Origin of the sequence: Shewanella sp. 4t3-1-2LB (assembly GCF_017368415.1) — a bacterium.
Classification (GTDB): Bacteria; Pseudomonadota; Gammaproteobacteria; order Enterobacterales; family Shewanellaceae; genus Shewanella; species Shewanella fodinae.
On the sequence record NZ_JAFNJD010000042.1, the window covers coordinates 1 to 26,891 of the forward strand.

The following is a 26,891-nucleotide window of genomic DNA, read 5'->3' on the forward strand; positions in this document are numbered from 1 at the left end:
GTTAATAATATAGCCCCTTCGGGAACCCGCCCTATTTCACACGCTCACCAGTTCGCTAGTGAACCGCTAGTCGTTTAACTTTTTCAACTCACACAGACAGGCACTAAGCAGTTAACAGCGACCAGCGTATCCCCGCTGGAGCAGTCAGGCTCCAACAAAAATGATATTCAAAAATACACCATAAAAGAGGCAGTACCTGTTTCAGATTTTCGCAATGCCATTGATTATCTGTTTGATCTTGTAAATATTCATTATCACGCTTGCGTGGGGAAGCAAGAGTTAAACGATTTCTTCGTTCGTCTAAAGCGCAATCATGCGAAACTTTCAGGGCTTACTTGCAAACGTGCTAAACCGTATGACATTGAGCAATTTCAACGCGCTCTGGCTGCAGCAGAAGCTTGTTTATTCAAAGCCGGGGCACGGTTGATTGAAGCTCAACAAATCACCGAGGAAGATTTTATACATCTTGCAAAGGTTGCGGCTAACTCTGACTGTTTAAGAAAACGTGATGGTGAGTTTGGGGTGGATTTAGGCATATTTCTTAATGGGCACTTGATGATGAAAAGTGAAGTGAATGAAGAAGGAGAACGGGAGTATTTCAAATATTACTAATTTCATCAAAGGGAAATATTAACCTAAAAGCTAATATTTCCCTTTGTGCTAATTTTATTTGGTGTTATACTGCTTGCAGTAACAGGGAGTTTTAAATGTTTGAATTGATTTTTCATCCAGAGGCCGAAGCAGAGATCTTAGCATTGGCTAGTAACATGCAGGGTAAGGCGCTCCGGGCACTGTCAAAGCTAGAAGCAGAGGGGCACCAACTGCGCTTTCCTGATACAAAACTGATAAGGGATGGTTTGTTTGAATTAAGAGCAGGTGGGAAGGACATTACGCGCACTTTTTTTGCTTTTAGCAAAGGCAAAAAAATCTATATTTTACGGACATTTGTTAAAAAAACTACTAAAACACCCCCATCTGAAATTGAACTGGCATTATCGAGATTGGAGCAATTATTATGACAAATAAAGTAAACGGTGTTTCATTTGCTGATGTGAAAGCCAAGGCATTCAGAGATCCCGAAGTACTTGAGGCGTACTTGGCGGAACAGCGAAAAGATGAATTAAAGGCGCTTTTGACTCAAATGCGAAAATCCGCTGGTATCAATAGCGCTCAAGTCGCGGCAAAAATGGGCGTGACCCCTGCCACTGTATCTAAACTGGAAAATCGTGCTGATAGAGCAAGTCTTGATACATTAGAGCGCTATGCAGCTGCTTGCGGGGCAAGACTCCAAATCAGTATCCAGCAGCCTTAGTGAAGCGGGTTAAATAATTGCTATAACAATCATAATAACCACACTAGCAAATGCCAAAATTGACGCATAGAAAGCTGATTTACTTGCTTTTACCAATCTCGACGTTTCTGATTGGATTGTATTAGCAATATCTGCCACGGCTCTATCAGTAACCGCTTGTAGTTTTTCCAGCTGTTCATTGGTTGCAGCGTCAATGTTTCTGCGGCTAGTATTCAATCCCGCAGTGATCAACTTCTCTGCCGTTTTACTCGATTCTTCACTAAATTGTTTTAGCCGCAGCTGCAGCGTTTCATTGAAAAGCTGCAGCTGTTCTGTTTGTGTTGCAGCCGCGTGCTCCAGCAACAGGTTGTTGAGAGTATGCAATATCAATATAGGATCGTCCTTGTTAACACTGATGTGGTGAACTTTGGCGATCTGCTGAATGATATCTTCAATATCAATTTTATTAGTCATATTATTGATGCCGCTGTAATAGATTTAAATATATCATTCTTTAACATTTTAAGACGTTGCCGATTCATTAACATTAACGAACTATCTTCGATGGATTCATCGAAAGTTTTTTTATCCCTCAGCATATCCTCAAAATCGCGGCCAAATGTCTCCTTTTTGAGTATCGGTAAAGCAATGACCGCAGACACTTTGTTTTTATTTACAACATAGGCGCGCATATCTTCAAACTGCTTGCCTTCGGCTTCAATAACGCCCCAATAGGGATTTAGCCAAACGACAAACTTACAATTTTTAGGGTATTGGTCAACCAAAGATACAAAACCATGTAGAGTGTCAGCTTGCGCTTGGCCGCCTGTAATAACGGTATGAATAATTAATTCATGTCCCAACTCTTGGATGATATCGGCAATGCCATTCTGAATAATATAGCTTGATAATGGGACAAAAGAGCTTGCCCCATTGTCAATGATAATATCGCAATCTGTATTGGCAATGCGTTCGATAAGTGCATCAAAACTGCGGATATTAATTTCATCGTTTTCGATGATTTTAAACGTTTCGACATTTAAGGCTTTATAACTAGCAAAAGTCGCATTCACTGGATCAGTATCAATGCAAGCAACTTTTTCTTGCTGTTCTCGCTTGTACTGAGCCAAAAGGGAAGCAATCAACGATTTACCGACTCCACCTTTACCTTGTAAAACTAAATGAATTTTCATGTCAATCCTCTCAATATAATTTATCAGTATCCGGCTTAGGTTCATATTTGAATGACTTAGGCGGTGTCAGTTTCTGTGGTGGCTGATGCTGCTCGCCTTCCGCAACATCTTTGTTTGATGCGGACGTCACCGCGACCGGTGCCGGGGTGGGCTGTTTTTGGCTTGATTGATCTAAGAACTTTTTGACATACAAACGGAATGTGTCATAGCTACACTTGAGCTTGCCATTTTCAATTAGATATTCGTGGATCAATCGTTTTGTATACCCGGCATTGATTGCCGCAGATACTTCCCCCGAAACAGCCAAAAACTGAACCCAACCAGTTTTACGGCCTTTTTTCTCGCTATCGGAACGCTTTGAATACCACAGATCAATGGCTGTAGTGTCATCAATACGCTTATCTTTCATTTAAAATCTCATTATTTTTTTTAACGGATATTACGATTATTAAGCACTGATTTAGATCTGATTTACCATGTTTATGGTGCTTTTAACCGTCTGAAAACTCGTAATTTCGTCAATTTTACCACTGATATCTGTCTCTGCAACAATAAACCTGTTTTTATCGTGCCTTCAACTGGCCTTATCATTGGTGTAAAATTGTTTTTAAGACGGGCAGGATGGGTAATGTAGGCCCACAATAGTAAACTATTGTTGTCCACATTACTCCTGACTTATTCGCAGCCTTTGGCCGCTCAACGTATCCTGCTCTGCGAGGCGAACTGACTGCCGTCAGTCAAAGTGAATTCAATCTGGCAACCTGGAACTCCCATGGAAAAAGCGGCAAAAAAGATCACCCGACGGAAAACGACACCTATCAAGGTGTACTGTTTGCCGGATGAAAAGCAGAGCATCGAGGACAACGCCAAAGCCGCTGGCCGAACAGTGTCTTCGTTCTTGTTGCACGTAGGGCAGGGATACCAAGTAACGGGCATTGTCGATGCCGAGCAAGTCCGGCAAATGGCCCGGATAAGTGGTGACCTTGGCCGCCTTGGTGGACTTCTTAAGTGGTGGTTAACCGATGATGCAAGGACAGCCGAATTTACCCCGGACACCATTAGACGAGTGCTATTAAAGATTGAAGAATCACAGCAGGAATTAGGTGCTGTTATGGCAAAAGTTATTCGGCCAAGGTTAGATAAATAAATGATTGCGAAACATATTCCTATTCGGTCATTAAAGAAAAGTGATTTTGTCAATCTGGTTAATTATATCACAGATAGCCAAGGGAATATTGAGCGTGTCGGTGCTGTTTCATTTACCAATTGTCATGCAGCAAACATAGATATTGCATTAGCGGAAATTATTGCAACACAACAAATGAATACCCGATCTAAAAGTGATAAAACATTTCATTTAATTGTTAGCTTTAGACCTGGTGAAAATCCTTCATCCACAATTTTAAAAGATGTTGAGTCGTCAATTGCCGCAGACCTCGGATTAGGTGAACATCAGCGAGTTAGTGTAGTGCATTATGATACTGATAATGTCCATATGCACATTGCTATTAATAAAATTCATCCTGATAAATTTATTATCGTTGAGCCATTTCAATCGTACAGGAAACTTAGTAATTCTTGTCGTGCGCTTGAAATTAAACATAGTTTAGAGACAGATAACCATATTACTAGACAGATTAATTCAGCTGGTAGAGCAAATGATATGGAACGTCATTCCGGTATTGAAAGTTTAGTTGGATGGATTAGGCGGGTGTGCATTAACGAAATAAAAGCCGCAGATTCATGGACAAAGCTGCATGATACATTGGCCGTAAACGGCTTAGTGCTGCATAAGAAAGGGAACGGACTGGTTATTGAGGGAATGGACTCAGGCGTATTTGTTAAGGCTAGTACGGTAGACAGGGTGCTATCTAAAACAAAACTAGAACAGAAGCTGGGGCCATTTGAAGCATTGGATAATTCAATAAAGGTAAAACAACGTTATGAAAAGCGACCGCTCAGAACCCGAGTAAATACCGATGGACTCTATAACTTATACCGAGCAGAGCAAGAGTTTAGAAATCGGTTTAAATTGCAGGAGTACCAACGCCTTCGGGAAAACAAATCAGCTGACTTTGTGATGCTCAACCGCCTGAACAGATTAAAGCGTGTTGTGATTGCTAACTCAAAAAATTACTTGATGCGCAAAGTGTTATATCAACAGTTGAATAGATCATTACGCACTAACATCAAGAAAATTAATCAGAAGTACAAAGCTCAAAAAACAGCACTGAAAGGGCGACACTTGAGACTGACTTGGGCTGATTGGTTACGGGAACAAGCAGAAGCGGGAAATATTGATGCGTTAAAAGCGCTACGTGGACGTAAAGATCACCGTCTGCAAGGAAATACGCTATCAGGTAATGATTTACACCAAATGGAAGGTACTGGGGCTGTTACTAAAGGGGGGACGGTCACATACCAGACTGGGGCAACAGCTGGAATTAGGGATGATGGCCAACACTTAAAAATTGCCAGAAATATTAATGCTGACGGTGTTATTGCTGCGCTAAAACTGGCCCAAGCCCGGTTTGGCAATACCCTCCAAATTGACGGTACAGAGGCATTTAAGATGCTGATCGTAAAGGCTGCAGTTGTCGGTAATGTCAATGTGACGTTTTCTGATGCAGCATTAGAACAACAGAAATTTAAACTACTCATGGAGAAACAAAAAAATGTCATCCAACAACGGATCAGAGAAAACCGACAGTCAGCAAGACGATTTGATAGCTATGGCAATGGCTCAGATGGATTCGGAGCTGCCGACCGAAACAATGCTAGATCCTGGCGCAGAGGTAATGACAATAGACCCGAACAAAAGCCAGACGCTGGAGCATTTAGAACACCAAGATCCAACCCGGCTACCACCGGATATAACAGCGTGCGCCAATTGTCCGATATCAATGTGGCAAGCATCGTCCAGCAAAGTCCAATGTTATTGCAGGGTGATGCACGTAATTACATGGACAAGCGTCAACCCAGAGGAACTGCTGACGCATTGCGATGGGATGTATTTCACACCCAACTAACGACTGAACAAAAGGCAGCTGCAGAACAATATATTAAAGAAAGAATGGAGAAAAAGACGAAGGGCATGGCTATTCCAGAACATCGGCCCTTGTCACGACCGATGAAAGCCAAGTTTTTAGGCGGGAGGAATATCAACGGGATAACACTGCTACTGGTTGGGGACGTTGATACAGCAGTATATGTAATGCCCGTGAGTACGCCAAAGAGGTTCAAGGTTGGCGAAACAATCACTATCAGTCAGGCAGGAGTGGTTTCACGGGCAAGAAAAATGAAGAAATAGATTTATAAGTTGTTAGACAGCTCATTCCAACGGGTGGAATAGTTGTAGCAATCTAATGGATACATTTCGAACTTTTCATTATATATGGGGTCAGTTTGGAAAAACTCTCTCGACTGCAAAGGTGTTGAGTAAGTGACCTGCTTCAATGGCGGATAGATGATCTGTTCTTGGTATTCTGGCTGGGATGTATACCGCTTTTTTTAAAGCACCTACAGCATTAATCACATCAAATATACTCAAGACCTCTAACTGGCGTGGCGGTCTTTCCATTGTGATATTGGTTGTGTCGAAAAGATACGAACCCTCATCAGCAACCAATAAAATTGTGGTGGCCAAATTATTAAGTTCTGCATTCCTAGCACCAAATATAATCGACTTTATCCCTATTGCTTCCTCTATTTTAGCCTTTACTACATCTGCGGCGCCGTAGGTTGTGAAAGGTACACTGTGCCGTTCTATATACATGAATACTACCTTTTGAGTTTGAAAAAATGTTTATCCGCATAACTACAATATAATTGAATACCATTTTAGAGAACATCAAGCGCCCTACACCCTAGGACGCTTTATGATGACATGTTCGAGGCTATGTAGGCGTTCCTACTCTCTGAGTGCGAACGGCTTTATTGGTCATGTGTTGCGCTTGAGCCAGAGATTGTTGCGTGTGGCGTTGCAACAGTTCTTTGATCGCAAATGTGACCTGACGTTTTACGCCATCAATCCCTAAAACGCTTTTGGTTTTAACGTCGTTAAAGTCAGTGTATCCCTTCATGGTGTCAATGCCCCTACTTTGCTCAGGTGTTGCGTTACCGCTGCGCCATAGCTCTGGTGTCACTGGGGCCAACTTATCAGGATAATGCTGTTCATTCGGTGCAAACACAGGGAAAAGCGTATCTCCGCCTACGGATTCAGCGGCTTTGGCGGCTTTCTCCCGTCCAGTGTTTTTCCCTTCGGTCATGACCAGATGCGCATCATCATCCCCACAGATTAGGATGGGTTTTTCCGGGTACATTTCACGCAGCGCATTAGCTACTGCTATCAAGTTACCGGCATCAAATGCTGAAACAACTGGCAAGCCAGCCGCTTCACTCAGGGTATCTGCTGTGGCGTACCCTTCCGCAATCATCAGCACTGGTGTTTTAGTGATGGTGTCCATATTTCCACCCACAACATGAAATGAACCCGTTTTTTGTGAGCCTTTGGGAAACAGTTTGGTACCGCTATCCAAAATGGTTTGAACTGTCCAGATGTGCCCTGCTGTATCATGGGCTGGAACGAGCAAATCCCCGGTGGTAAAAACCAGATGATTTGGATGGCTATCGCGCAGCGCCTTTGATTCCTGTTTGGTAGCACCAATTAAAATCTTCGGATCATCCTTTAGCGCTGATGGCTCAGGCACGACTAACAGATTACCCGCAGATGCTTGTTTATGCGTTAAATAGGCTTCACTGCCGTTAGCAAAGTGACTGACTTCCAATAACCGTTGTAAGCCCTCTGAAACGGATTGACGTTCTGCAGCCACCGCTGCTTCTCTGGCTTGCAGTTTGGCGGCTGACTCCGCACGTAAAGTAGCCTTTTCTTCATCGGTCATCGAATACCCTTTGGACGACCAATTCATACTTTCGCCGGTGCGGTTATTAGAGAGATACGCTGCAGGTATTCCGTCCAAGAATGCCACATACATCCCACTACCATTACTGTTTGTGACAGACGACTTATCCGAGGTCAAACGGCAGCGGTGTTTCATACCATCCATAATCGGATGATCACCATTTACGTCAAATCCCATATCCTTCATGGCTTGTGCCAGTTCTTCACGGGGTGTAAGTGCTGGCAGCTGTTCTGTCTGGCGATTTTCGACTAACCATTTTGCAATAACTTCTTTATCGGTCCCTGGTTTAACATACCAAGATTTTTTATTCTTATCCCATTTAGCGCCAGCGGCTTTGGCTTGGTCTTTTTCATTAAATGGAACTGCTATATAAAGCCTGGTTGTATTGACAGGTTCCACCTGAATAATCGGCCACTTTTCACTGATTTTATGGGCCTCAACACTGTCAATAGACCAATGACCTACGGCTCTGTCCCATTTTGCACCGGCAGCTTTGGCGTTTTCCTTATCTTTGTAAGGTACATCTATATAAACCTTGGTGCTTTCAGACACCATAACTCCCCCCAGGTGCTGTAACTCGGCGTCATCTGGCATCAAGGTTTTGGCATAAGCGTTGAGCATTAGTGCCTCCACTCGTTTTGCATCTTCCTCTGTATTAAAAGCTGCGGCTTTATCCCAAACTTTACCGTCATCGGACAATCTCAATAACAATATGTACTGGTTTGAGGCGTTATTAAATCGAGGATCAACTGGCACACCGTCATTATTGGGTTCGACGATTTTCGTCATACCATCCCACAGAGGGTTGATATTTAACCCTCCCGGAAGAACGCTATGAAAAAGGGGCGTCTTACCCACCAACGATATTGCACTGGAGGGGATTTCCCCTGCCCTAACACCAATAATGGCTTGGCTCAGATTGACGGTAGCCTGATGGTCAACATCCATAGGCTCAGTCTCAGTGGAGGTCGGTGCCCCCAGATAATGAGCAACAAGACGCGATACCGCTGTTTCGAGCGCCGCAGTCTGGTCATCTTCGTTAATCAAAAAATCAGCGTTATCCCCTTTGCCATCTGAAAAAACAGTGGAAACTTTGCCACTGCCTAGCAATATCGAGTTGAGTGGCATCTCTCGCGTTCCAACGTGGTATGTAATGGCATAGCTGTCATCTGTATCTGAACGTTTCGCCAACGTGGCATCTAAGCCCAGAGTTAACGCATACTCTCTTAGATTAATCCATGATTCAAAGGCATCATCATTCATTCCAATTTCCAATTTGACCTCCTGTGTCTGCTCTTGCTGTAGCTCATAACTGAGTAACAAGGTCTGAATTTTTTCGGCATCTGACGCAGCCCGAAAGATTTCTTGTGGATCATCCTTGAGTGCCTTAATCCAGCTTTTGACATAGGCGGCATGTTGCTTGGGATCGTGGCCTATGCCTAACTCATCGCCCATGATCATGCTGGAAATTTCCGCCCGGAGTTCTTCTTTAGCATAACCCTCACTGCCAAATGGATGGCCCAAATCACGATTTAACCGAGTGGAATGACCTGTCCAGTGTCCGAGTTCGTGAAGGGCCGTAGCATAGTAACTGGAAGCGTCTGGAAACTGGTTTTTTTGTGGGAGAGTGATCCTATCGGCCATTGGGCTATAAAAAGCCCTGTCCTGTGAAACATGGGAGATCCGGGCGCCAGAGAGGTTAAGAATTTTTTCCGCTCTGCTGATGGCTTGCCATGTCTGTTCTTCGCTAAGAGGCTTAATTTCTAATGGTGGTAGACCATCAATTTGCTCTGCATTGAATACTGACGCGAAAAACACTTTTGGACGCTCTAACTGAACAGTAAATGTTTTGGGCTTACCGTTTTCATCCATGATGGGGTTGCCATTATCATCTAACACTTTTTGTTCTTCTGTGAATTTCCAATATTGCACTAATGTACTTCGTTCCCCTTTCATTACCTGGGCATCTTGCTTTTTGGCTTGTTCATAAGTCATCCAGCGCGGGTCATCATATCCCTGTGCCATCAGATTCAGGGTATTGATCCCTTTATACCGTTTGCCCGTTGTAGGGTTAAACGGCAAACTTTGGCTACTTTTCCCTGGTACCCAAGGCTTTTGCCAAGGGGCAACACCTTCTTCGAGCTGCGCGATCAGCTTCTCGGCCACAATGACGTGGAAAGGCTTTTTTTCTACTTTGTTAGTCATGATTTCCCCCTTCAATGGCAGAGGAAATTGCATCATCTTCGCTAATCGCGTCTTCCACAAACGCCCCCATTAATGCTGCTTCCTCGGGGGAAACCTCTACTTGTGCGCCGGGGATTTGCGCATCTTCTAATTTGGCGTCAATGACGCTTTGAATATCTGTCAGTTGCTCCTGAGTGATCACTGTTTCAGTCATAGATTTTTTCCTTTGCGACAATGAAAAGAACGAGCGCACAAGGCGCTCATTTTAGGGGTTGTGTTTCGGGTTCTTTCGGTTTGATAGGTTTGGCGTAATTGGGTCTGCCGTTAATATCAGCGTACATTTGCAAGCAGTTTGGATAGTGACTACAGCCCCACCAAAAGTGTCCACGCTTAGACGTGGGCCGTCGAATCAGTCCATGATTACAAATGCCGCATTTGTAAATATCGGAGATAGGGGCTGCGGTTTTAGCGCCGGCAATTTTGACTGAGCCAACATTGGCCTTTTCCACTTGGGTACGGACAAAGGTTTCTTGCTGGGCCACAAAATCAGCCAAGGGCATTGCCCCGTTCTCCACATTTTTCAGCATTCGCTCAAACAATGCGGTAAGTACCGGGCTTTTTACCATTTCTGGCAGTGCATCGACCACAGAACGGCCAAGGGTGGTACTGACTAAGTTCTTGCCATCAATTTTCAGGTACTCACGGCGGATCAATTCCGCGATGATGGCGGCACGGGTGGCTTCCGTTCCTAGGCCATCTCCTTCCCTCAGCATTTTTTTGTTATCAGCGCCCTCAACATATTTGTGGATATTGACCATTGCGCCAATCAATGTCCCATCGGTGAATCGGCTGGGGGCTTTGGTTTTGGCGTCACGCCGTGTGACGGACTCACAGCGCAAACTATCGCCCTTTTTCAGCGCTGGCAGCTGCTGATTGGTATCATCCTTATCTTCGTCGCTATCCTCGTCTGCTTCGATAAAAACCTCCTTCCAGCCAGGTTTGGTGATCACTCGCCCGGACGACGAAAAACTCTCTCCGGCGATATCCAGCTCGATGGATGTACTCAGAAACTCATGGACGGGGTAGAACTGCGCGATGTAGGTTCTGACGATAAGCTCATAAACATTGCGCTCTTTCTCAGTGAGTGCTGATTTGTTTAACACTTCTTGCGTGGGGATGATGCCGTGGTGCGCAGATACCTTGCTATCGTCCCACGTTTTGGATTTTATCTTGGGGTCGGCACCGTCTATCAGCTTTGTCAGCTCTGGGTTAACCGCCTTTAATGACGCCAGAATGGCCGGGGCATCATCAAATTGGGATGTGGGCAGAAAACCGCAATCCGAGCGGGGGTAGGTTGTCAGTTTGTGTTTTTCGTACAAGGACTGACAAATATCCAGCACGTCTACAGCGGTATAACCAAACTTTTGAGAGACAAGTATGGTCAGCGCCGACAGTGAATAGGCTTGAGGATGCGCGATTTTCTTTGTAGTAGATTTTGCCTCAATAACGGATGCGGTGTGGCCCTTCATTGCCTCCACCAACGCATCAGCAATGGCAGTATCTGTTAGACGACCTTCACTATCCAGACCCGCTTGATCATCCTTTGCTTTCCACTTAGCCACAAAGGTTGCATCTTCATGCTGCAGATTCGCCTTTAGTGTGTGGTAAGGGATTGGCTTAAAATTCTCAATTTCCCTGTCCCGGTTAACGACCAAGGACAGTACCGGGGTTTGCACTCGCCCTACCGTCAGCAAGGCGCGAGAGCCTGCCCGTTCTGCTCGCAGCGTGAACGCGCGAGACAAGTTCATGCCAATCAGCCAGTCAGCCCGTTGCCTGCCGATGGAAGCATCACCAAAGGCTTTTTTGGTACTGTTATCAATCAATGATTCAAGCCCATGACGCACAGATGGCGCGTCAAGGCCGCTGGATAAATAACGCAGTACGGGCAACGTGTTGCCGTGCCATTCCAGCACTTCATCCACCAAAGATTGCCCTTCACGGTCAATATCACCGCAATGGACAATCTCTGTGGCTTTCCCCATCAAGGCACCCAGTTGTTCCAGTAGCTCTTTTTTGTCCTCTTTGGGCTGTAAAATCCATTCGTTGGGTATAATCGGCAGATCTTCAACCCGCCAGATTTTTTTGCCGTCCCGCAGGGGTACATCATCAGGCGTATAGCAATCAGGCGCTGCCAATTCCAGCAGGTGACCCACACACCACGCCACAATGTCATTGCCACATTCATAAAAACCGTGGCGTTTCTGAGTAACCCCTAGCACTTCGGCAATGGCCTTGGCTACTGAGGGTTTTTCCGCTATATAAAGTCGGCTCATAGGGCTTCCTTAAAGTTTATGCTTGGCTTTCTGGTGTTTGATCTGATGAAGATGTGTTGCTCCCGGAAGTAAACTCAAGACTGACGACACGCGCCTTGAGCTTCGCACCCATTGTTTTATCGCCTTTTTCAAACGTTTCGATGTGGATATCGTCGGCGGTCAGTAATATCTGCCTGCCTTTGGTCAGCTTATCAGCCAGTTTTGCTCCACGATCACCCCACCAATCGGCTTCCAACCATTGTGTTTTCTCTTGATCTCCATAACCAAAGTTATATGCACATGATATGGATGTTACGGGGGTGCCCTGTGTGGTAAAGCGGGTAACAGCATTTTGGCCTATTCGACAAAGTTTGATAAACATAAGTAATTTCCTCATTTTCATGGGTTTTGTTAGAAGAATGGACAGCATTTAGGCGAGTTATCCCCAGAAAATGTGGATAACTATGTTGTGAGATTTTGATTAATCGTTAAGTGAGAATTTCACGGAACTGACTGGGGTTCTGAGCGTGTCGGTGTTGGTCGGCGCATCAATTGCTGCACGGGCCTTAAACACTGGATCTTGGAAATACAGTATTTGACGACCATAAATGGCGGGGTAACCAGCAACATAGATCACCATATCACCTGGCTTGGTAATCTCACCCTTCATGTTCTTTATTGGCGCAGGTAACCGCATACATTCATCCGGGGTGAGCAAGGTGCGTTTGGTTTCAGTAAACGTGCGTGACACATTGGTACTGCCAATGCCAAACCGTTTGCCTGATGTAGTGATCTGCTCCTTCACAATCGTGGTTTCACCCGTTAGATTAGCCAGATGCTGGGCGGTTTCCAGTCTATTGGGGGGAAAGGCGTTCTGGACATGGCAATTTGATGTGATTTGTTCATCCCGTCCATAGCCTGTTTTTTCACTTTTGAGCTGATTGAGGTCTTGGCAAATCAGATAAAACTTAATCCCATACCCCGCGACAAAGGCCAGGGACTCTTGCAGTACTTCGAGCTTACCGAGGCTTGGAAACTCATCAATCATTCCTAGCAAACGATGTTTATAGGTGGACACAGCCCTACCACCTTTAAATTGCATGTCTGCGGCGAGTAGTCTGATGATCATATTAACCATGATCCTTACTAAAGGTTTCAGACGTTCTTTGTCCACCGGCTGAGTGATGATATATAGACTGACCGGATCAACATGGTGCATCAAATCCTTGATCTTAAATTCTGATTTGCTGACAGTAGCGGCCACGACTGGATCACGATACAACATAAGATAACTTTTCGCGGTCGATAACACCGAGCCTGCTTCTTCTTCCGGTCTATCGATCATGTCTTGCCCTGCAGCGCTTGCGAGCGGGTGCGGTGCTCCGTCAACATGAGGATAGGTCACCATTTCAATCCACAGCTTTGAAATGTCTCGGTTAGGCTCGGACAAAATGGCATCAATCGCAGGAAGCGTGGCCGTTTTCCCTTCTGCTAGGGATTTATAAATGACGTGTACCACCAAGCCACACATAAGTGAAAATGCGGTTTTCTGCCAATGGTCATTCAACCCTTTACCGTCCGGGTCAACAATCAACGTACACAGATTCTGAATGTCACCGACCTCAAAGTCGGTACCTACACGAATTTCATCAATAGGATTCCAGCAGATAGTCTGCCTGCTGGCAGGCTCAAAGCGCAGCACCTTTTGACCTACAGATTTTCGCCAACCAGCGGTTAACGCCCAAAGTTCGCCTTTCAAGTCGCTAATGAATGCGCTTTGTCTCCATGAGAGCAACGTTGGGATAACTAACCCAACTCCTTTCCCTGAACGAGTTGGGGCATAAGTAAGCACATGCTCTGGGCCGCTGTGACGCAGGTAATGAATAACACCGCTGTTATCAACCCAGGCTCCGACATAAACAGCGGTTCCGTCACCGTCATTATCTTTTGCCGCGTTGCCTGACTTTTTCAGTAACCCCGCATTTTCTATATCGGAGCGATTAGCCCAACGAGCTGAACCATGTAGGTATTGATCACCTTTTGCTTGTGTGGATTGCTGGATTTTATTGGCAAGCGCGGCAATTAACCCACAGGTTGAAATTGCGAATCCGATACTGCCAGAAGCAATGAACTGATCTGGATAAACGCTATACCAGTCAAAAGCCCATGATAGGATTTTGTAGGGCCAATAGATGTGGTGCAGATTATCGCCCAGCTGGGGCTGATAGCCAAATGTACGCGCAAAATGCTGTGTAGCCGTTTGCAAGCCGACCAATACGGATGCAGAGACAAGGGCCATTGGCATAAATCTTTGCTTTTTTGAAGACGAGCGAGTTTGCCCGCCCACACGGTTATTGTGGTCGTTAAGTTTCATTGAAAATCTCGAATTATCTTATTGGGGAAACAGCAATAAAGGACGAATGTGCCCGATGATGTTATGCAGAGGAACAGCGCCGTAGTAACGACTATCAAATGAATTTCTAGGGGCATGTTCAGAATAGGCAAAAAACGCCTGTTCAGGCACTGTAAATGACGCTAACTGTGGTAATGGACGGTCCATTGAGTCCACTGACAAACGAATAGAATCTGGCAATGCTTTCCCATTAACTGTAATCGTAGGCGTGAATTCTATTTGATCACCGGCTAACGCTATAATGCGTTTCATAACAGGAGTTGTCCCGGAGGGACAATGCCCTGGATCTATGTATCTGCGTTCCATTGCTAGCGTCATAGCATGACCAGGCGGAGGACAAAACAGCACTAAGTCGTTCTCTTGATATTGGTTAGCTTCGCTCACCAGATAAAATCCTGGAGGGTATGAACTACTGGTATTTACCCTGATGCCTACCAGATAAAGCACGGTTAAGATGATTGTTATCAATAGTAAGAAAATGAGGATATAACGATTTATTCTCAATTTTTGATTGAACATAGCTTTTATCCATTAGTAGAGCTGAAATGTAAGCGCTTCTTTAATTTCGTCATCATCCAGTCCAAGAGATCGTAGTTCTTGCACAAAGGCTTGACGCCGTTTAATGCGTTGTTGTTCCTCAGATAAAGCAGATGGCGGCACCTGTCTCACTCTTGGAACCAATTTAGGGGTAGAAGATAGGGAGGAATTAATCGTTTTATTCACTTCCGACATAGTTAACCTCTCAAATGTATATGTAATATGTGCCAACTATTAAGGTGTATGTTATGACGCTTTTCCCGTTTCTGTGGATCTCGGCTAAAGAACAAAACAGCTATACCAAGCAAATTTTGCCAACGCTCTGCAGGTCGATTGGTAAGACGAGCATTTTTCCGCTGCAGCTGTCTCTCTAACAACGAAAAATTCCGTAACCGCCCGTTAGCGTCATAAAACATAGGAGAACATAGCCGGATGTTAGTTACACCAAAGCAGGGCATTATCTCTACCAGGGCGAGTAATTCCCGGTACGTTTGCAAAGTGAAATTCTGAAAAGGATTAGACAGATGCACACTCACCTGGTGACCAAATAAAGGCTTAGTGACTACGAGTTCAGCATCATGTCGTAAAGACAGTTCCGGTGTGATAAGCAAAGCGAGACTGACAAACAATATGCTGAATACTGCGGCTTGCTGCAGGGTGAGCCAACCGACAAGATAGAACGGAATGTTTACGGCAAAGGCATGAGCGAGAAATCGCCGTGCCAAGTCTATTCTTCCTGCCATAAATCCAGTTGATAACAACGGTTTTGGACGATGAAATAGCCTAAATGAGCTCCAAAATTGCAGCGCAAAAAGAACTAGGATGATTAACACCAAGGTGAGTATTACCATGATGGCCATAACCGCAAGCTCCCATAAAAAACCCCACAACAGAGCGCGGGGTTTCAATTGATATCTGGACGTATTACACCACCTGTTAACCAGCTTTTCGACGGAACCAGCCCAATCCTAATGCCGCCAACAAAGAGACAAATCCCATAGAACCCCCACCACTAGAACCTGAATCTGAGCCAGAGCCATTATCTGTTGGCGGGGTAGTTTTAGTCCGTCCCTTGTTGATAGTGATCACTTCGTTAGTATCCAGAGTCACAGTGCCCTCATAGCCGTTACTGGAAACGATATAAGTACAAGTACCGTAAGGCTCCACGGTTGCCCCACTGCAAGTGCCTCCAGTGATAGTGGCGTCCCCGCTGGCAGTTGCATTGTCTAAAAAAGGCTCTCTATGTAAGCTCTGTACTTCAATGGTAATGGTGCCACCGACGGTAGGTGTGTTTGCTAATGTGGGATAGTGCCAGCCGTTAATAGTGTCCAGTATCCAATCTTTGGCATATTCAAGACGAGCACCCTCAGCATTAATGCCTGTGGTGAAATCAACACCTCCTGACGTACTCACACCAACAATAAATCCATTAGTGTCTGTGTAAGGTGCTCCAGAGTCTCCACCAATAACATATCCGTCACCATCCATTTTCATGGTCAACCATTCAGGACGTGCTCCTGATGGCCTGACTTCAAGATTATCCAAGGCAATTTCATCGGTATATGCCAGATTTTGCAGTCCATTTCCGGCCCCAAAACCAGAAATACGAATACGCTCACCGGCAGCCACTGTCCGAGTAGAAAGAAATGTCGCTTTCAATGTGCTGGCAGGTGTTGTGAGTTTCCAAAGGCTCACATCCAGAGCGTGGCCGTCTTCCTCAGTAGCGGGGAATTTTGTGCTGTTTGACACACCAATAAGACCATTAACAGTGGTTACACCTGCAGTTGTCATTTCACAATGAGCAGCGGTTAACACCCATTTGCCTCCAATCACAGTACCAGAGCAATTGAGCTTGACCATATCATCATGATCCGCCCAATTCAGTGGCGTACCATTTTGAATGGCATAAACAGGAGTGGAGGAAATAAGCGCTAGTACCAGTAATGATTTCTTCATGAATACAACATCCCTTTTTTACGTTGATTTGTTTATCTGGTAAAGATAATAACATATAGGTGTTATATGTCAATAACACTTATCGGTTATTTTTTAGTTTGTATAATACGTCAACCTCACTATCTAACTCTTTCAAACGTTTAGCCATTCGCGCAACAGCTTCTTGCTTCACACCATGCTTTGTGGCGGCGTTGGATTGTGTTTCGCCATGCACTAAGTGTTCGATAGTTGCATCTAATACGGCGGCACTGGTGGAGCGGGTTAACGTATTAACTAAAGCGCGTAAATATCGTTCGTTCATAGACACCCTGATTTTTAATAACACTAAATAGTTATAACTATAACGCATAGACGTTATTAAAAAAAAGAACATATTTATGGACATTGTTGTTTCGCTGACACACAAATCGGTTGTGACGTGGTAGTAAACAGGTTCCAAGTACCGTTGGAAGCACAGGATCGTGATTGGCGACCAACTTCGCAGGTTCGTCCAGATGTGCAATAGAGGTTATTTGACTCACTTGTACCTGGAGAACACTCAACCCCCATTGGTGCTGGCATCCGTGCAATACGGATAATCACAGGGGCACCTTTAGTCTTTGTCTGGTAGCTAGTTAATTGCCCATTTGCATATTGTATGAAGTAATTGCCTTCATAGTTCCAGTGTGACGGAACTGCGACTCTTACATTAGTCGTTTTGTTATCAATCGTAATCCACGTGCTAGCCTCAGTAGAGTCATTGCCCATGTTAAACACAACATAATAATCCCCTTTTCCCCATGTAAAGGGCACAGAGTTCGAAGACCCTGACCAAACATCTTCTAACATTCCTGCAGATCCAGAAGATGGACTTATTTCAGGTTTCTGCTTGTACGTATCCCAGGCCAATTGACTTTGCTGTTCAGTGACACTTTGAGTGGCGTATTTTCCAATCGTCGCCTTATAAGAGTTCATTGCTTTTTCATAAGTCATTTTTTCTGTGTCAGCTATGGAAGCTGCAGTAACAAATAGACTGCTGAGTAGCACAGAAAAGACAGCAATAAATAATTTATGTTTCATGACAATTCCTTATAATTGGTTAATAAAGTAGCTCATGCAGGAATGGCCGTGGCCTGACGCCGCAACAAATCGGCCTCGGTGATTAGGGCATGTGTTTTCATTCATGGTGTCTCCTTTTCATGGTGTCTCCTTTTCATGGTGTCTCCTTTTCATGGTGTCTCCTTTTCATGGTGTCTCCTTTATTGGCAAGTTAGTTGAACAGTCACCTCACCATCGTGCATGGTCGTAACTTCACCATCGACTTTTGTCCAGTAATCAAGTTTGACCGTCCAATATGTGGCACTGGATATGGCATAACTGCGACTTGTACTGACACTATCAATGGGTTTATCTGTACTGGTCTGGTTGAATATTCCCTTAATTGATGTTGCGATAGACGGTGTTAATCCGGTCGGACAATGATGTTTATCAATGCGTTGATTGTTTTTGGCAACCAACGTGGCGACAGTGCCTGCAGCTAGGCTGCGTTGGCTGCCGTCACTGTTGCGAACGGTAAAATCCTTAGCGTTGGTAATGGCAAAATTTCCGCCAACATCCCAATCGCCAGTAAGTGTAGATTCATCCCCAGAGCGTTTAACAAGCGCATCCTGTTGTACTCCGGCGTCAATCCGGTCTACCCATACATAGATCGTGTTGCCGGACTCGTTATACTCACTACCCGGAAACCGCGATAAAGTTTCTAATATTGCTTGGTGTTCTAACCGAGTTGCGTCCGAATTGGAGGCAGGTAATGGAATTTGCAGTCGTAGTCGATACCGTGGTGTTACTGACGGAGAAATGGGACTGTTTAGCTTTGTCATTATCATGCTACTGCCCCAGGGTGTTTGCTCAGGTTTCCGGCATCTTCCCGCAGCGTTATCTGTCGTAGAACAATTGGGTAGATATGCGGGCTGTAAATCAGCAAAACTATTTGGGAAAACCGTTGCAGAGCTAGGCGACCAACCTTGCGCAATTTTATCTATTTGAAAAGCATTAATTTGTTGGGTGATATATTCAAGATTCTGATAAAAGGGCTTCAATTGAGCTTGTATCCTCAATATCTTGCTGCGTTCTTGCCAGTGCATGAGCAACATCGACAACACAGACAGCCCCACCATCAAAATGATGATATTGGCGAACCCCTTCTGACGTTTTGGTGATCTCAATTTAAGCATCCTGTTGATCGGTTGAATGAGCGCCAATCCACATCAAAATCTACGGGTTGGGTAAACCGTAGCTGGGTTGGACTCAATAACGTGCCATCCAGAAACCCGGTCACGCGCTGTAATTCATTCGCATTAGGAAATGTCACATCAACGTTGATCTGGCTGGCCCTCGACCAACTGCCAATGTGTTGCAGCACATAGCTAACGGACAGTTGGTAATTTTTACCTATCACCAAATCTGCATTAAGAAGCTTTTGGGAAATCAGGGCGTTGGTTGAAATGGGTTGTGTGGGCGTTAAACAGTGTGTGAGGATAATATCTTTGCCGTAATAGTTCTTGGCAGCTACTTCCACAGCATTGACTGCGGTCTTTATATCTGCAGCACTTAAGAAGGTTAGCAACGGCTGTATAGCCGTTGCCCAGAGCACGAGAGATAATATCAATGAACCTGTCAATGCAACCTTTAGCTCAGTGGTTGCCACACCAGCCACACACTTATGATGTGCGGTGATCATCATTACCTCAGTACGTCATCGTCAGAGAAGTGCCTGCAGCAGTGATGGTGCTACATCCTGATGCAGCAGTACAGTTGCCACGGGTAGCAGGCGCCATCGTATCCGCTATGTCATTCATCCGGCCAGGATCATTTGGGATAGTTGCTCCGATATTAAATAAACCAGGATTAGAATTAGCGGTTACTGTCCAATTTCCGCCAAATGAATTGGTTGATACGCCATTATTGGACGAACCACAGATAGATTCTGGAATGTATTTTTCTGTGCAAAGTATGTTGATGCTAATTCCGGTGTAATTTGGTCGCATTTTTTTCCAGCGATACGCCCCATCGCTGATTGCGCTAGCATCTGACTGGAACTTTGATAAATTCGAGGCATAACGAATATCAGGCACTTTCGAGATTACAAAGATCAGGGCGATAATAACAATAGAAGCCCAGATTAGAAGGTCAGTCGTTGATGCTCCACGTTGACGGTGTGTGTTTACCTTGCGCATATTGATTCCTTTTTGAAAATAACTGCCCCATCCCATAGCGTGACTAGGGAATAAGGCATGAGGTTTTGAGAGAGAAGATAGAAAATTAAGCTTTTATGTTTGTGGCAATATCCATGATCTGGATAACAATGCCACTGCCCATTAAGGCACCGATGGCAAAACCAATAAGTTTGAGGGCATTGAACCCTACGGATTTGATGACGTCTATTTCTTCCATCAATATTTCATGATGGATATCAGCACTGTTCAGTAATGTTTCAGATGTACCTCCGATCTGTCCTAATAACAGGAGTGAATTTTCTTCCGCACGGTTTAAAAGTCCCGTATTCATGATGTAGCCAATATTTTTTTCTCCCCATTCGATTTTATGGATCATCTGGGATATATGGGCTAACAGATAACGATTGGCATGGCGTTTGGCATGAAGCAACGCATCCTTTAAACCAAACCCGGCTAACGTAAGATTACCGATGGAACGCAGGAACGCGCCAGTTTGTATCATCCGGTATTGACGAAACACGGGGAAATTGTCGATATTCTGCCGGATCGGCCCTGTAAAAATCGGTAACGCGATAGCCAGCGCTACGATTATTAGCGCAGTGATAGAACCGATTAATGCTCCCCATTCAAGCCAAAATCGCCCAAACGCTGTAGCTAACTGAGATATTTGGCTTTTCCGGCTATGTTGCACAATTCCATCAAGCATCGGGAACAAGTAACCACTGAGTAATGCAGATGCAACTAACATCCCCACTAAACCCGCAATGGGTTTCCAAAGCGCTTTGATTAACAGGGATGTTGACGCACTTTTAGAAGATAAAGTGATAACCGCATTCTGTATCCCTTGTGCCCACTCTCCAGTATGTTCTCCTGCGGCCAACGCTTCATATGCTAAAGGATCAAGCCACGGTTTTATTCCGGCAGAAAAAGGATGGCCGTTACTAATGCTTCGCAAGATGCTTTCACCAATCTTTCGCTCCGTAGCTTGACCAAAACGGATTAACTGTTCGGCAATCAGTTTCTGCTGCACATTAGATCGAGCTAATCGGTGAATATTGTGCAACAGTTTAATTTGCCGCTTGTGGTTAAAAAATATTTGTTCAAAAGACTTCGACATTGGCACCTCACATTTTGAATGTACGGTAGATGTCAGCGGTATCTATCGGCAACAAGTTGTTGATTTTTGTGGATGCGGTGACAACATCAATTATTCCAGACTTAATTTTACTAATGGCGTGGTCGCGTACCGTTTTAAAGCCTTTATCCTGTAGTGCTTTTTGCCATTTCAAATAATCTTTCCTCACAATGTAATCTCTGTCTTCATCATCCAAAACAACCATTTCCACTAACGCTGTCCGGCCTTTCTCGCCCATGACGCAACAGTTGCACCCGGACGGATTTCTAAAACGAACTTTTGATAGATCACTACCGCATACTCTTTCGATATTCTCTAGCCAGAAGTTCACATTGCTGGTCGGTATGTGTTTATAGTGCGTTATTGCTTGTTCCACAGTCATACAACAGTGCGGACAGAGCTTCCTCACCAGTGTTTGGTAAATCCATAAACGCATGAGATCTGGTGCCGCGATCACCGCGGCAGGAACTTGCAATTGTTCAGTCAGAGTATGAGCAATGCCAGGTGCAGAGGACGTATGCAGCGTAGTAAACATCAGTTGCCCAGTTTCCCCTTTCCGTGTGAGTTCCATAGCACCATTCTTATCACGCACTTCCCCATGCATCTCTACGTCCACATCATGACGTAATGTCTGTTTAGAGTAGTAGCCGAATCCTCTCATTTCGTCGCCGTTCTCTTTGACACGCAAGTTGGGCTTAATTTGAATTTGGATTGCTTTTGCTAGGTCAAATTCCGGTGGATCTTCTAGTGTCATTACACTGCGGTCTGGTGATATTTCGTTGAGTGCAGAAGCTAATACTGTTGATTTCCCACTTCCCGTTTTTCCCGCAATGATGCAAACGCCAGATGCCGACTGTAAATAATCACGGAGCACCTTAACATGACCATCCCCCCACCCCATTTCTTCAAGAGGGGGAATTTCGGAATGTGCATCTAGCCAGCGGAGAGTACAGCGTCCGCCACGTTTCGCCGGAACATAGGCCGCTCGCCAGCCTGTTATACGCTTCACTTTCCTTGTGACTGGTTTCCCAGCCTCAATGATAGTTTCAATACATTCTAGAACTTCTGAAACATGACCATTGTTTGCATCTTTTTCTACAAAGTCGTCATCTTTCTCTGTAGCCAACGAGTTAAAGATATAGGCAAATAATTGTCCCCCATACGTAGGGTCAGGAATGTTAGCGACTTCTATACGGCGTCCGTCTACCCGGATATAAATTACCGTCCGCTTTTCGTAAACCTCCAGATGCACGTCACTACAGCCACGATCTACACCAATCTGCAAGTATTGATGCAGACGTTTGGAAGGCTCAGACTGATTGATACTTTCGTTAGAAAGCCCATCATTTTCTCTTTCTAGCTGCAATAGAAAGTGTTCGATAGTGTCCTGTTTAACGCGCTTGACGGTTACCGGTTTTCCGTACAATTTCCCATCGATTAGCGATTTATTGCTGGAAATGTAGTCTCGGATTTGCGGGATTTTCTTGGCATCATAATCACTGGTAAGAACGGTGCCATCGTTTAGCGCGACTGATTTTCGTTCCTCAAAATAGAACGCCTTTAATTGGTTATCTATTAACAACGAAGCCGCTAACGTATGACTCCCAGACTGGCTTTGCGATACAGTCATGCAAACCTCTCTCAATAATTTTTAATGCGCCGGGTCTTGGTGGTATGTCCATCAGAAAAGGTGATCGCATCCGGTCGGATACCCACCACTGTGACGTTGCCAATTTTGGAACCTCTCTTTACGTTTATCAGTTCACCGGCAACGGCTACTGTTCCAATGATCTCTCCCCCTGACTCAACCAAACTCTTAACAACAATCAAATCAAGAATTGATGGCTCTTTGGGTTTTGTTGGTGTAGTCCCTAATAGCGCAGCTATAGGCTGAGGAATCGCGTCATTCTTGATTTTCTTGTCAACCTCATCAGCGTCTTTCTGGGCCTTGAGCGCAGCCAGTCTGGCACTTTGCACACTGGCTTGCTGTCGGTATTGCATAATTTCTTTTGCGGATTCGCTCGGTACAAACTCAGCTTGCCGTGTAGGTGACGTTTCCATTGTTGCTTTAATCTCTGTGGCAACTACGGGGACGGTGTGTTCTTGTTCTATTGTCTGTGGGATTGACGTTGCAGAAATCGACTCTGCAGCTGATGTTTTCCAATTTGGGGATTTTTGACTTTGAGTAACGAAAATCGTATACGAAACGTACCCAATGGCGACAGTCACTAGGATAGCTGCAACAGCAATCTTAGTGGTTTTTATGGATTTATCATTCATGTTGAAATCTCTATAAAACGGCGTCAATACCTTCAACTATCAAATCAAAGGTACAATTGATATGGTTCCCACTCGCATTGCTCACGCTGATTTGCTGTAAAAAGACAGGTTCGTATTGAACACTATCCGCTACTGCAGCTAGTAACGTGGGTGATATATCCGTGAATGTGGCACTGATTTGAATACGACTGACAGGGCCAATAGGCGTGGTGTTTGTCAGATGAACATTAGTTGCCCCAAGTATTAAAAGCGCATCATATAACTGGTGCGGATATTGGCCTAAGTTGACCAGTACTGGTTTTTCACGAGGGATAATAGGGAATATAAGTTGCTTAGTCTCAAGCGTTAAATGTAACTCTGGGTATAAATCCGCAAACGCTTTTAACGACTCAAATCTAGCTGCCCCATCGGTGAGAGGCTTTAAGGGCATAATTATATTGTTACCCGCTACCATTACCCCGTCAGAAGTCCAATCTGGGGGCAATAGGTCATTGTACGTTAGCGCAATAACAGCTTGGTGTAGCGCTGAATCAGCGGGTGCTTGAGTGACAAAATCCTGCGACCATTGTTGCCAAGGATCAACCTGTTGTTGATGTACTTCTTGCGGAGTCTGCATGTAAAAAATAACACTGGCGAGAACTCCAATACCCAACAGTGCAGCAATTGAGACATGAACAGGCTTAAACGTACCACGGCTGACTAAATGATATTCTTGAGGAATATCCGCCATGCTGATTTGAACCACCTTCGGAGGTGTTACCGGTTCATATGCCAACGGCATTGTGTCGGTCGTTAAGACAATCTGTATACCTTGGTGTAGCTCATAGCCGAAACTTTCTAAGATAATTGCGTGTTGGCCTATGAGTTCGCGCTGTACCAGGTGCTCCTTGACATACAACGCATAAATCAGCTGGTTTTCCAGTACATGCAAAAATAGAAAGTCTTCATCGGCTTTATACTGATTATCGGCAATATATTGCCCTACACATACTGCTGGAAGATCGGAATAGTAGCGGATCACATGGTCTTGTCTGGTAAAAACTCGTTCATATAGCGCCGAGTTCTTATGTCGGTGTTCTTTCAATGCCCCTTTCCCAGAGGGTAATGTTGCTAAATAGGGTAGATCGTAAATCATTGCACCCTCCGGGGAGTTAATAGCACCAGTGTTTCAACCGTTTCACTGGCCGTCCCTTCACCGCCAAGAGCACCTAGGCCGAAATTTTTATTGGACTCTGAGGTTTTACTAACTTGCTTGATGGAACCAATGACAACGGTCTGCCCATACAGCAATTTATTAGTAAAATTAATTTCTGATTCACGGGTATCGTAAAATTCAACCTTCACATCTTGCACTGTTTCAGAGCGTTCCCCGACAATTTTTGTGAGTTTGCCCGCAATGCGTAACCACACTGCATCTGCCTGCACCTTCGGAGTAATCATCATGTCTACCCCTTCGCTCTGGCTGGATCGTGTCACTGTCGCTGACACTACTTTATCGTTAGACTCTGTTTTGACTTCGTACAGATAGGGTTTTGTCTGTGTTTGAGCTATGCGACTAGGCTGATTGCTGAGTGCAAGTGCAGTAATGGGCGTTTCAGTGGACACTGTACCTTGCTTCTCCAAAGCACGAATAAATGCCGTTGTACCATCCCACTTGCCAGTTCCTTTAAAAGCTAGACCGTATCCAGCCCCTTTACTCAGTGTGTTGGTGCCTGGTAGTACAAACTCTAGTGAACCCTCGCCCACATTCTTAATCAAATCCCAATCCACACTCCTTTCGTGGCCCAGGTTTGAGCGAAATTCCAAAATGCGAATGTCTAACATGACTTGTTCGCCCAACTGCGCTTGGAAACTTTTTATCAAGTTTCGCACCTGCTCCATTCTGTCAGGCGTTGTTCTAACCGCAATTGCAGTTAGCGCTGGGACAACTTCGACGCTGCCAATCAATTTTTCATCATCTGATTTGTCATCTTTCAACAGCGCTACAATGCTGTTTTTTATCTGACTGACCGGATCAACTTCTTTATAGGCAGTGTTGAGATATTGACCTTCTATGCGGGTGTTCATTGTGTCTACACCGCCAACTGATGAAGACTTTGCCGTTCCCTGAGAACCAAGCTGGCCGCTGTAGACTCCTGGCGGTATCGAGAGCACAAATGTTTCAGACTCAAAGCGGCTAACGCTGACCTTATCCTCACTGGTATCAATCCCATATCCAGTTTGTCTAGCAATCAGATTCAACACATCTTCACGACTAGCTCGAAAGCTGAGGCTGACCTTTTTATTGGGATCTACATCGCCATCAAACCAAATGCGAATAGGCCGACCCAAGTAGTCGGCACCATTCAAAACTTGAGATAACACCATAGAAAGGGGCATACCTTCTGCAGACAAACTGACTGGAGCCTCTAACCACGGAATTTCCTTTTTAATCACTAAAGGAGTCGTCGATATTGGGGGACGATTGATGCTTTGTACTTGGGTGCTAGGAAGAATATTTGAATATGTGCCGATTTGCTTATGCACTCCATCGGCATGAGCTTTGGTGTCCAAGAATGTCTGTGATGCACAGCCAACAAGAGAGGCCATGACAACAGCAATGCTAAAAGTTTTCCAAAATGACATGTGCATGTGATGTCCTCATTTTGTATCAACGATAAATAGGGTTTGGGTACTGTCGAGCAGTTGAGCTGAAACCGGGTAACCATCAAGCACTACCCTTAACGCCCTGGCTAAATCCCCCTGTGGGGTGACAATCGGATAATGTGTAAGAAAGGGATAATCGTTGGTCGCCAACCAGCTTCTATTTTGCTGACCTTCATTCCAATTCCAACCATAGTCAGCTGCGAGGTTTTTGACAGCATCGCGTAATGACGAACCAGTGACCATCGTGATTTGTACTTGTCGGTTGTGCCATTGATGAATGGCAGCTAGTGTCCCTGACTCTGCAAAATAAAGCGGAGTACCAATCTGCTTTGCCAGGGTTGGCAGCACTGTCCGCACAGTACCAGCAAAACTGACTAAACTTTTTGGATGTTTACTTAATTCATCCCTAGATGCGTCGTCTACTGACCAAGCTACTGTCATATAACCTTCATTTTTCAGCCAGCGATTTAAGGCGTCATAAAATGATTCATCTGGGTAGATAAACAAATTATGGGTGATGATGCTGGGTTCTCTAGGTTCATCTGTAGGATGGGCCGTTAGCGCAGCGGGCGAGGATTTTGGGGCGTCTGTAGCTTTGTTTTCAGCAATTGCTGCAGCGTTGGGCACTGAATTAGGTGCTGATACTGTTGGCTCAGATTTTCTGAGAACCTCCGCATGGATCACTATGCCTTCTTTGGAATATGCGGCGGTTTCATTTTCCACCGATGGCTGAATGGAAGCCATCGTTGGTAGGCTCATAACAGCCAGAAACAATAATATTTTAGACAAAATAAATCCTTACCAGCG

Annotated in this window: 28 protein-coding genes; 5 read left to right on the forward strand and 23 right to left on the reverse strand. The window is 44.8% G+C overall.

Going from position 1 to position 26,891, the window contains the following annotated elements; all coding sequences use genetic code 11:
• Positions 1-264 precede the first annotated feature (264 nt).
• The 3 genes from J3L11_RS14540 (at position 265) to J3L11_RS14550 (ending at position 1,312) form a co-directional block, all read left to right on the forward strand.
• Positions 265-612, forward strand: coding sequence for a hypothetical protein (locus J3L11_RS14540; RefSeq protein WP_207571467.1), 348 nt, complete (start codon positions 265-267; stop codon positions 610-612).
• 95 nt (positions 613-707) lie between these two features.
• Positions 708-1,019 carry a type II toxin-antitoxin system RelE/ParE family toxin gene (locus tag J3L11_RS14545; RefSeq protein ID WP_207571468.1) on the forward strand — a complete coding sequence of 104 codons (312 nt, stop codon included), beginning with the start codon at positions 708-710 and terminating at the stop codon, positions 1,017-1,019.
• Positions 1,016-1,312: a helix-turn-helix transcriptional regulator gene (locus tag J3L11_RS14550; protein WP_207571469.1), complete on the forward strand. Its 297-nt coding sequence runs from the start codon at positions 1,016-1,018 to the stop codon at positions 1,310-1,312. Before J3L11_RS14545 ends, J3L11_RS14550 begins: the two co-directional genes overlap by 4 nt.
• 9 nt (positions 1,313-1,321) lie before the next feature.
• Here the strand turns inward: J3L11_RS14550 and J3L11_RS14555 are convergent, their stop codons facing one another.
• From J3L11_RS14555 to J3L11_RS14565, 3 genes are read right to left on the reverse strand one after another with little or no spacing between them, the layout of a single operon-like run.
• On the reverse strand, positions 1,322-1,765 hold the full coding sequence (locus J3L11_RS14555; protein WP_207571470.1) for a hypothetical protein: 444 nt from the start codon (positions 1,763-1,765) through the stop codon (positions 1,322-1,324).
• Complete coding sequence (locus tag J3L11_RS14560) at positions 1,762-2,484, reverse strand: conjugal transfer protein TraL (RefSeq protein ID WP_207571471.1); 723 nt, start codon at positions 2,482-2,484, stop codon at positions 1,762-1,764. The genes J3L11_RS14555 and J3L11_RS14560 overlap by 4 nt, the downstream gene beginning before the upstream one ends.
• Before the next feature lie 10 nt (positions 2,485-2,494).
• A complete protein-coding gene (locus J3L11_RS14565) occupies positions 2,495-2,893 on the reverse strand; it encodes a TraK family protein (protein ID WP_207571472.1) in 399 nt (132 codons plus the stop codon).
• A gap of 363 nt (positions 2,894-3,256) precedes the next feature.
• Here J3L11_RS14565 and traJ point away from each other — a divergent pair, with 363 nt between their 5' ends.
• Both traJ and traI read left to right on the forward strand, forming a co-directional pair.
• Entirely contained in the window at positions 3,257-3,631 is a 375-nt protein-coding gene (traJ, locus tag J3L11_RS14570) for a conjugal transfer transcriptional regulator TraJ (protein ID WP_207571473.1), read from the forward strand.
• The gene (gene traI, locus J3L11_RS14575) at positions 3,632-5,794 is read left to right on the forward strand and encodes a TraI/MobA(P) family conjugative relaxase (RefSeq protein ID WP_207571474.1); all 2,163 of its coding nucleotides are present in this window, start codon (positions 3,632-3,634) and stop codon (positions 5,792-5,794) included. It abuts the gene before it with no gap.
• A gap of 90 nt (positions 5,795-5,884) precedes the next feature.
• Here the strand turns inward: traI and J3L11_RS14580 are convergent, their stop codons facing one another.
• The 20 genes from J3L11_RS14580 to J3L11_RS14675 all read right to left on the reverse strand — a co-directional run bounded on the left by J3L11_RS14580 (position 5,885) and on the right by J3L11_RS14675 (position 26,807).
• Positions 5,885-6,259, reverse strand: a complete 375-nt coding sequence (locus J3L11_RS14580) for a hypothetical protein (protein ID WP_207571475.1) — start codon at positions 6,257-6,259, stop codon at positions 5,885-5,887.
• A gap of 121 nt (positions 6,260-6,380) precedes the next feature.
• Complete coding sequence (locus J3L11_RS14585; protein ID WP_242695265.1) at positions 6,381-9,611, reverse strand: zincin-like metallopeptidase domain-containing protein; 3,231 nt, start codon at positions 9,609-9,611, stop codon at positions 6,381-6,383.
• Entirely contained in the window at positions 9,604-9,804 is a 201-nt protein-coding gene (locus tag J3L11_RS14590; RefSeq protein WP_242695266.1) for a conjugal transfer protein TraD, read from the reverse strand. The genes J3L11_RS14585 and J3L11_RS14590 overlap by 8 nt, the downstream gene beginning before the upstream one ends.
• A 46-nt stretch (positions 9,805-9,850) precedes the next feature.
• Positions 9,851-11,923, reverse strand: a complete 2,073-nt coding sequence (locus tag J3L11_RS14595; protein WP_207571477.1) for a DNA topoisomerase 3 — start codon at positions 11,921-11,923, stop codon at positions 9,851-9,853.
• A 16-nt stretch (positions 11,924-11,939) separates the two neighbouring features.
• Entirely contained in the window at positions 11,940-12,284 is a 345-nt protein-coding gene (locus tag J3L11_RS14600) for a single-stranded DNA-binding protein (protein ID WP_207571478.1), read from the reverse strand.
• 99 nt (positions 12,285-12,383) lie between these two features.
• Positions 12,384-14,276 (reverse strand): type IV secretory system conjugative DNA transfer family protein, encoded by a 1,893-nt coding sequence (locus tag J3L11_RS14605; RefSeq protein WP_207571479.1) that lies wholly within the window; start codon positions 14,274-14,276, stop codon positions 12,384-12,386.
• An 18-nt stretch (positions 14,277-14,294) separates the two neighbouring features.
• Positions 14,295-14,834 (reverse strand): conjugative transfer signal peptidase TraF, encoded by a 540-nt coding sequence (gene traF / locus J3L11_RS14610; RefSeq protein ID WP_207571480.1) that lies wholly within the window; start codon positions 14,832-14,834, stop codon positions 14,295-14,297.
• A 215-nt stretch (positions 14,835-15,049) separates the two neighbouring features.
• Positions 15,050-15,712, reverse strand: a complete 663-nt coding sequence (locus tag J3L11_RS14615; RefSeq protein ID WP_207571481.1) for a hypothetical protein — start codon at positions 15,710-15,712, stop codon at positions 15,050-15,052.
• Between the two features lie 76 nt (positions 15,713-15,788).
• On the reverse strand, positions 15,789-16,808 hold the full coding sequence (locus tag J3L11_RS14620) for a trypsin-like serine protease (protein WP_207571482.1): 1,020 nt from the start codon (positions 16,806-16,808) through the stop codon (positions 15,789-15,791).
• A gap of 79 nt (positions 16,809-16,887) precedes the next feature.
• Positions 16,888-17,109, reverse strand: coding sequence for a hypothetical protein (locus J3L11_RS14625; protein WP_207571483.1), 222 nt, complete (start codon positions 17,107-17,109; stop codon positions 16,888-16,890).
• 74 nt (positions 17,110-17,183) lie between these two features.
• The gene (locus J3L11_RS14630; protein WP_207571484.1) at positions 17,184-17,867 is read right to left on the reverse strand and encodes a hypothetical protein; all 684 of its coding nucleotides are present in this window, start codon (positions 17,865-17,867) and stop codon (positions 17,184-17,186) included.
• Between the two features lie 179 nt (positions 17,868-18,046).
• Complete coding sequence (locus tag J3L11_RS14635) at positions 18,047-19,021, reverse strand: hypothetical protein (RefSeq protein WP_242695267.1); 975 nt, start codon at positions 19,019-19,021, stop codon at positions 18,047-18,049.
• Positions 19,009-19,530 carry a hypothetical protein gene (locus J3L11_RS14640; protein WP_207571486.1) on the reverse strand — a complete coding sequence of 174 codons (522 nt, stop codon included), beginning with the start codon at positions 19,528-19,530 and terminating at the stop codon, positions 19,009-19,011. The genes J3L11_RS14635 and J3L11_RS14640 overlap by 13 nt, the downstream gene beginning before the upstream one ends.
• A gap of 4 nt (positions 19,531-19,534) precedes the next feature.
• On the reverse strand, positions 19,535-20,023 hold the full coding sequence (locus tag J3L11_RS14645) for a type 4 pilus major pilin (RefSeq protein WP_207571487.1): 489 nt from the start codon (positions 20,021-20,023) through the stop codon (positions 19,535-19,537).
• Between the two features lie 85 nt (positions 20,024-20,108).
• Entirely contained in the window at positions 20,109-21,140 is a 1,032-nt protein-coding gene (locus J3L11_RS14650; RefSeq protein WP_207571488.1) for a hypothetical protein, read from the reverse strand.
• A gap of 7 nt (positions 21,141-21,147) precedes the next feature.
• Entirely contained in the window at positions 21,148-22,788 is a 1,641-nt protein-coding gene (locus tag J3L11_RS14655; protein ID WP_207571489.1) for an ATPase, T2SS/T4P/T4SS family, read from the reverse strand.
• An 11-nt stretch (positions 22,789-22,799) separates the two neighbouring features.
• Positions 22,800-23,438: a hypothetical protein gene (locus J3L11_RS14660; protein ID WP_207571490.1), complete on the reverse strand. Its 639-nt coding sequence runs from the start codon at positions 23,436-23,438 to the stop codon at positions 22,800-22,802.
• A 10-nt stretch (positions 23,439-23,448) separates the two neighbouring features.
• Entirely contained in the window at positions 23,449-24,573 is a 1,125-nt protein-coding gene (locus J3L11_RS14665; RefSeq protein ID WP_207571491.1) for a hypothetical protein, read from the reverse strand.
• Positions 24,570-26,069, reverse strand: a complete 1,500-nt coding sequence (locus J3L11_RS14670) for a hypothetical protein (protein WP_242695268.1) — start codon at positions 26,067-26,069, stop codon at positions 24,570-24,572. Before J3L11_RS14670 ends, J3L11_RS14665 begins: the two co-directional genes overlap by 4 nt.
• 9 nt (positions 26,070-26,078) lie before the next feature.
• Positions 26,079-26,807 (reverse strand): hypothetical protein, encoded by a 729-nt coding sequence (locus tag J3L11_RS14675; RefSeq protein WP_347566515.1) that lies wholly within the window; start codon positions 26,805-26,807, stop codon positions 26,079-26,081.
• Positions 26,808-26,891 lie beyond the last annotated feature (84 nt).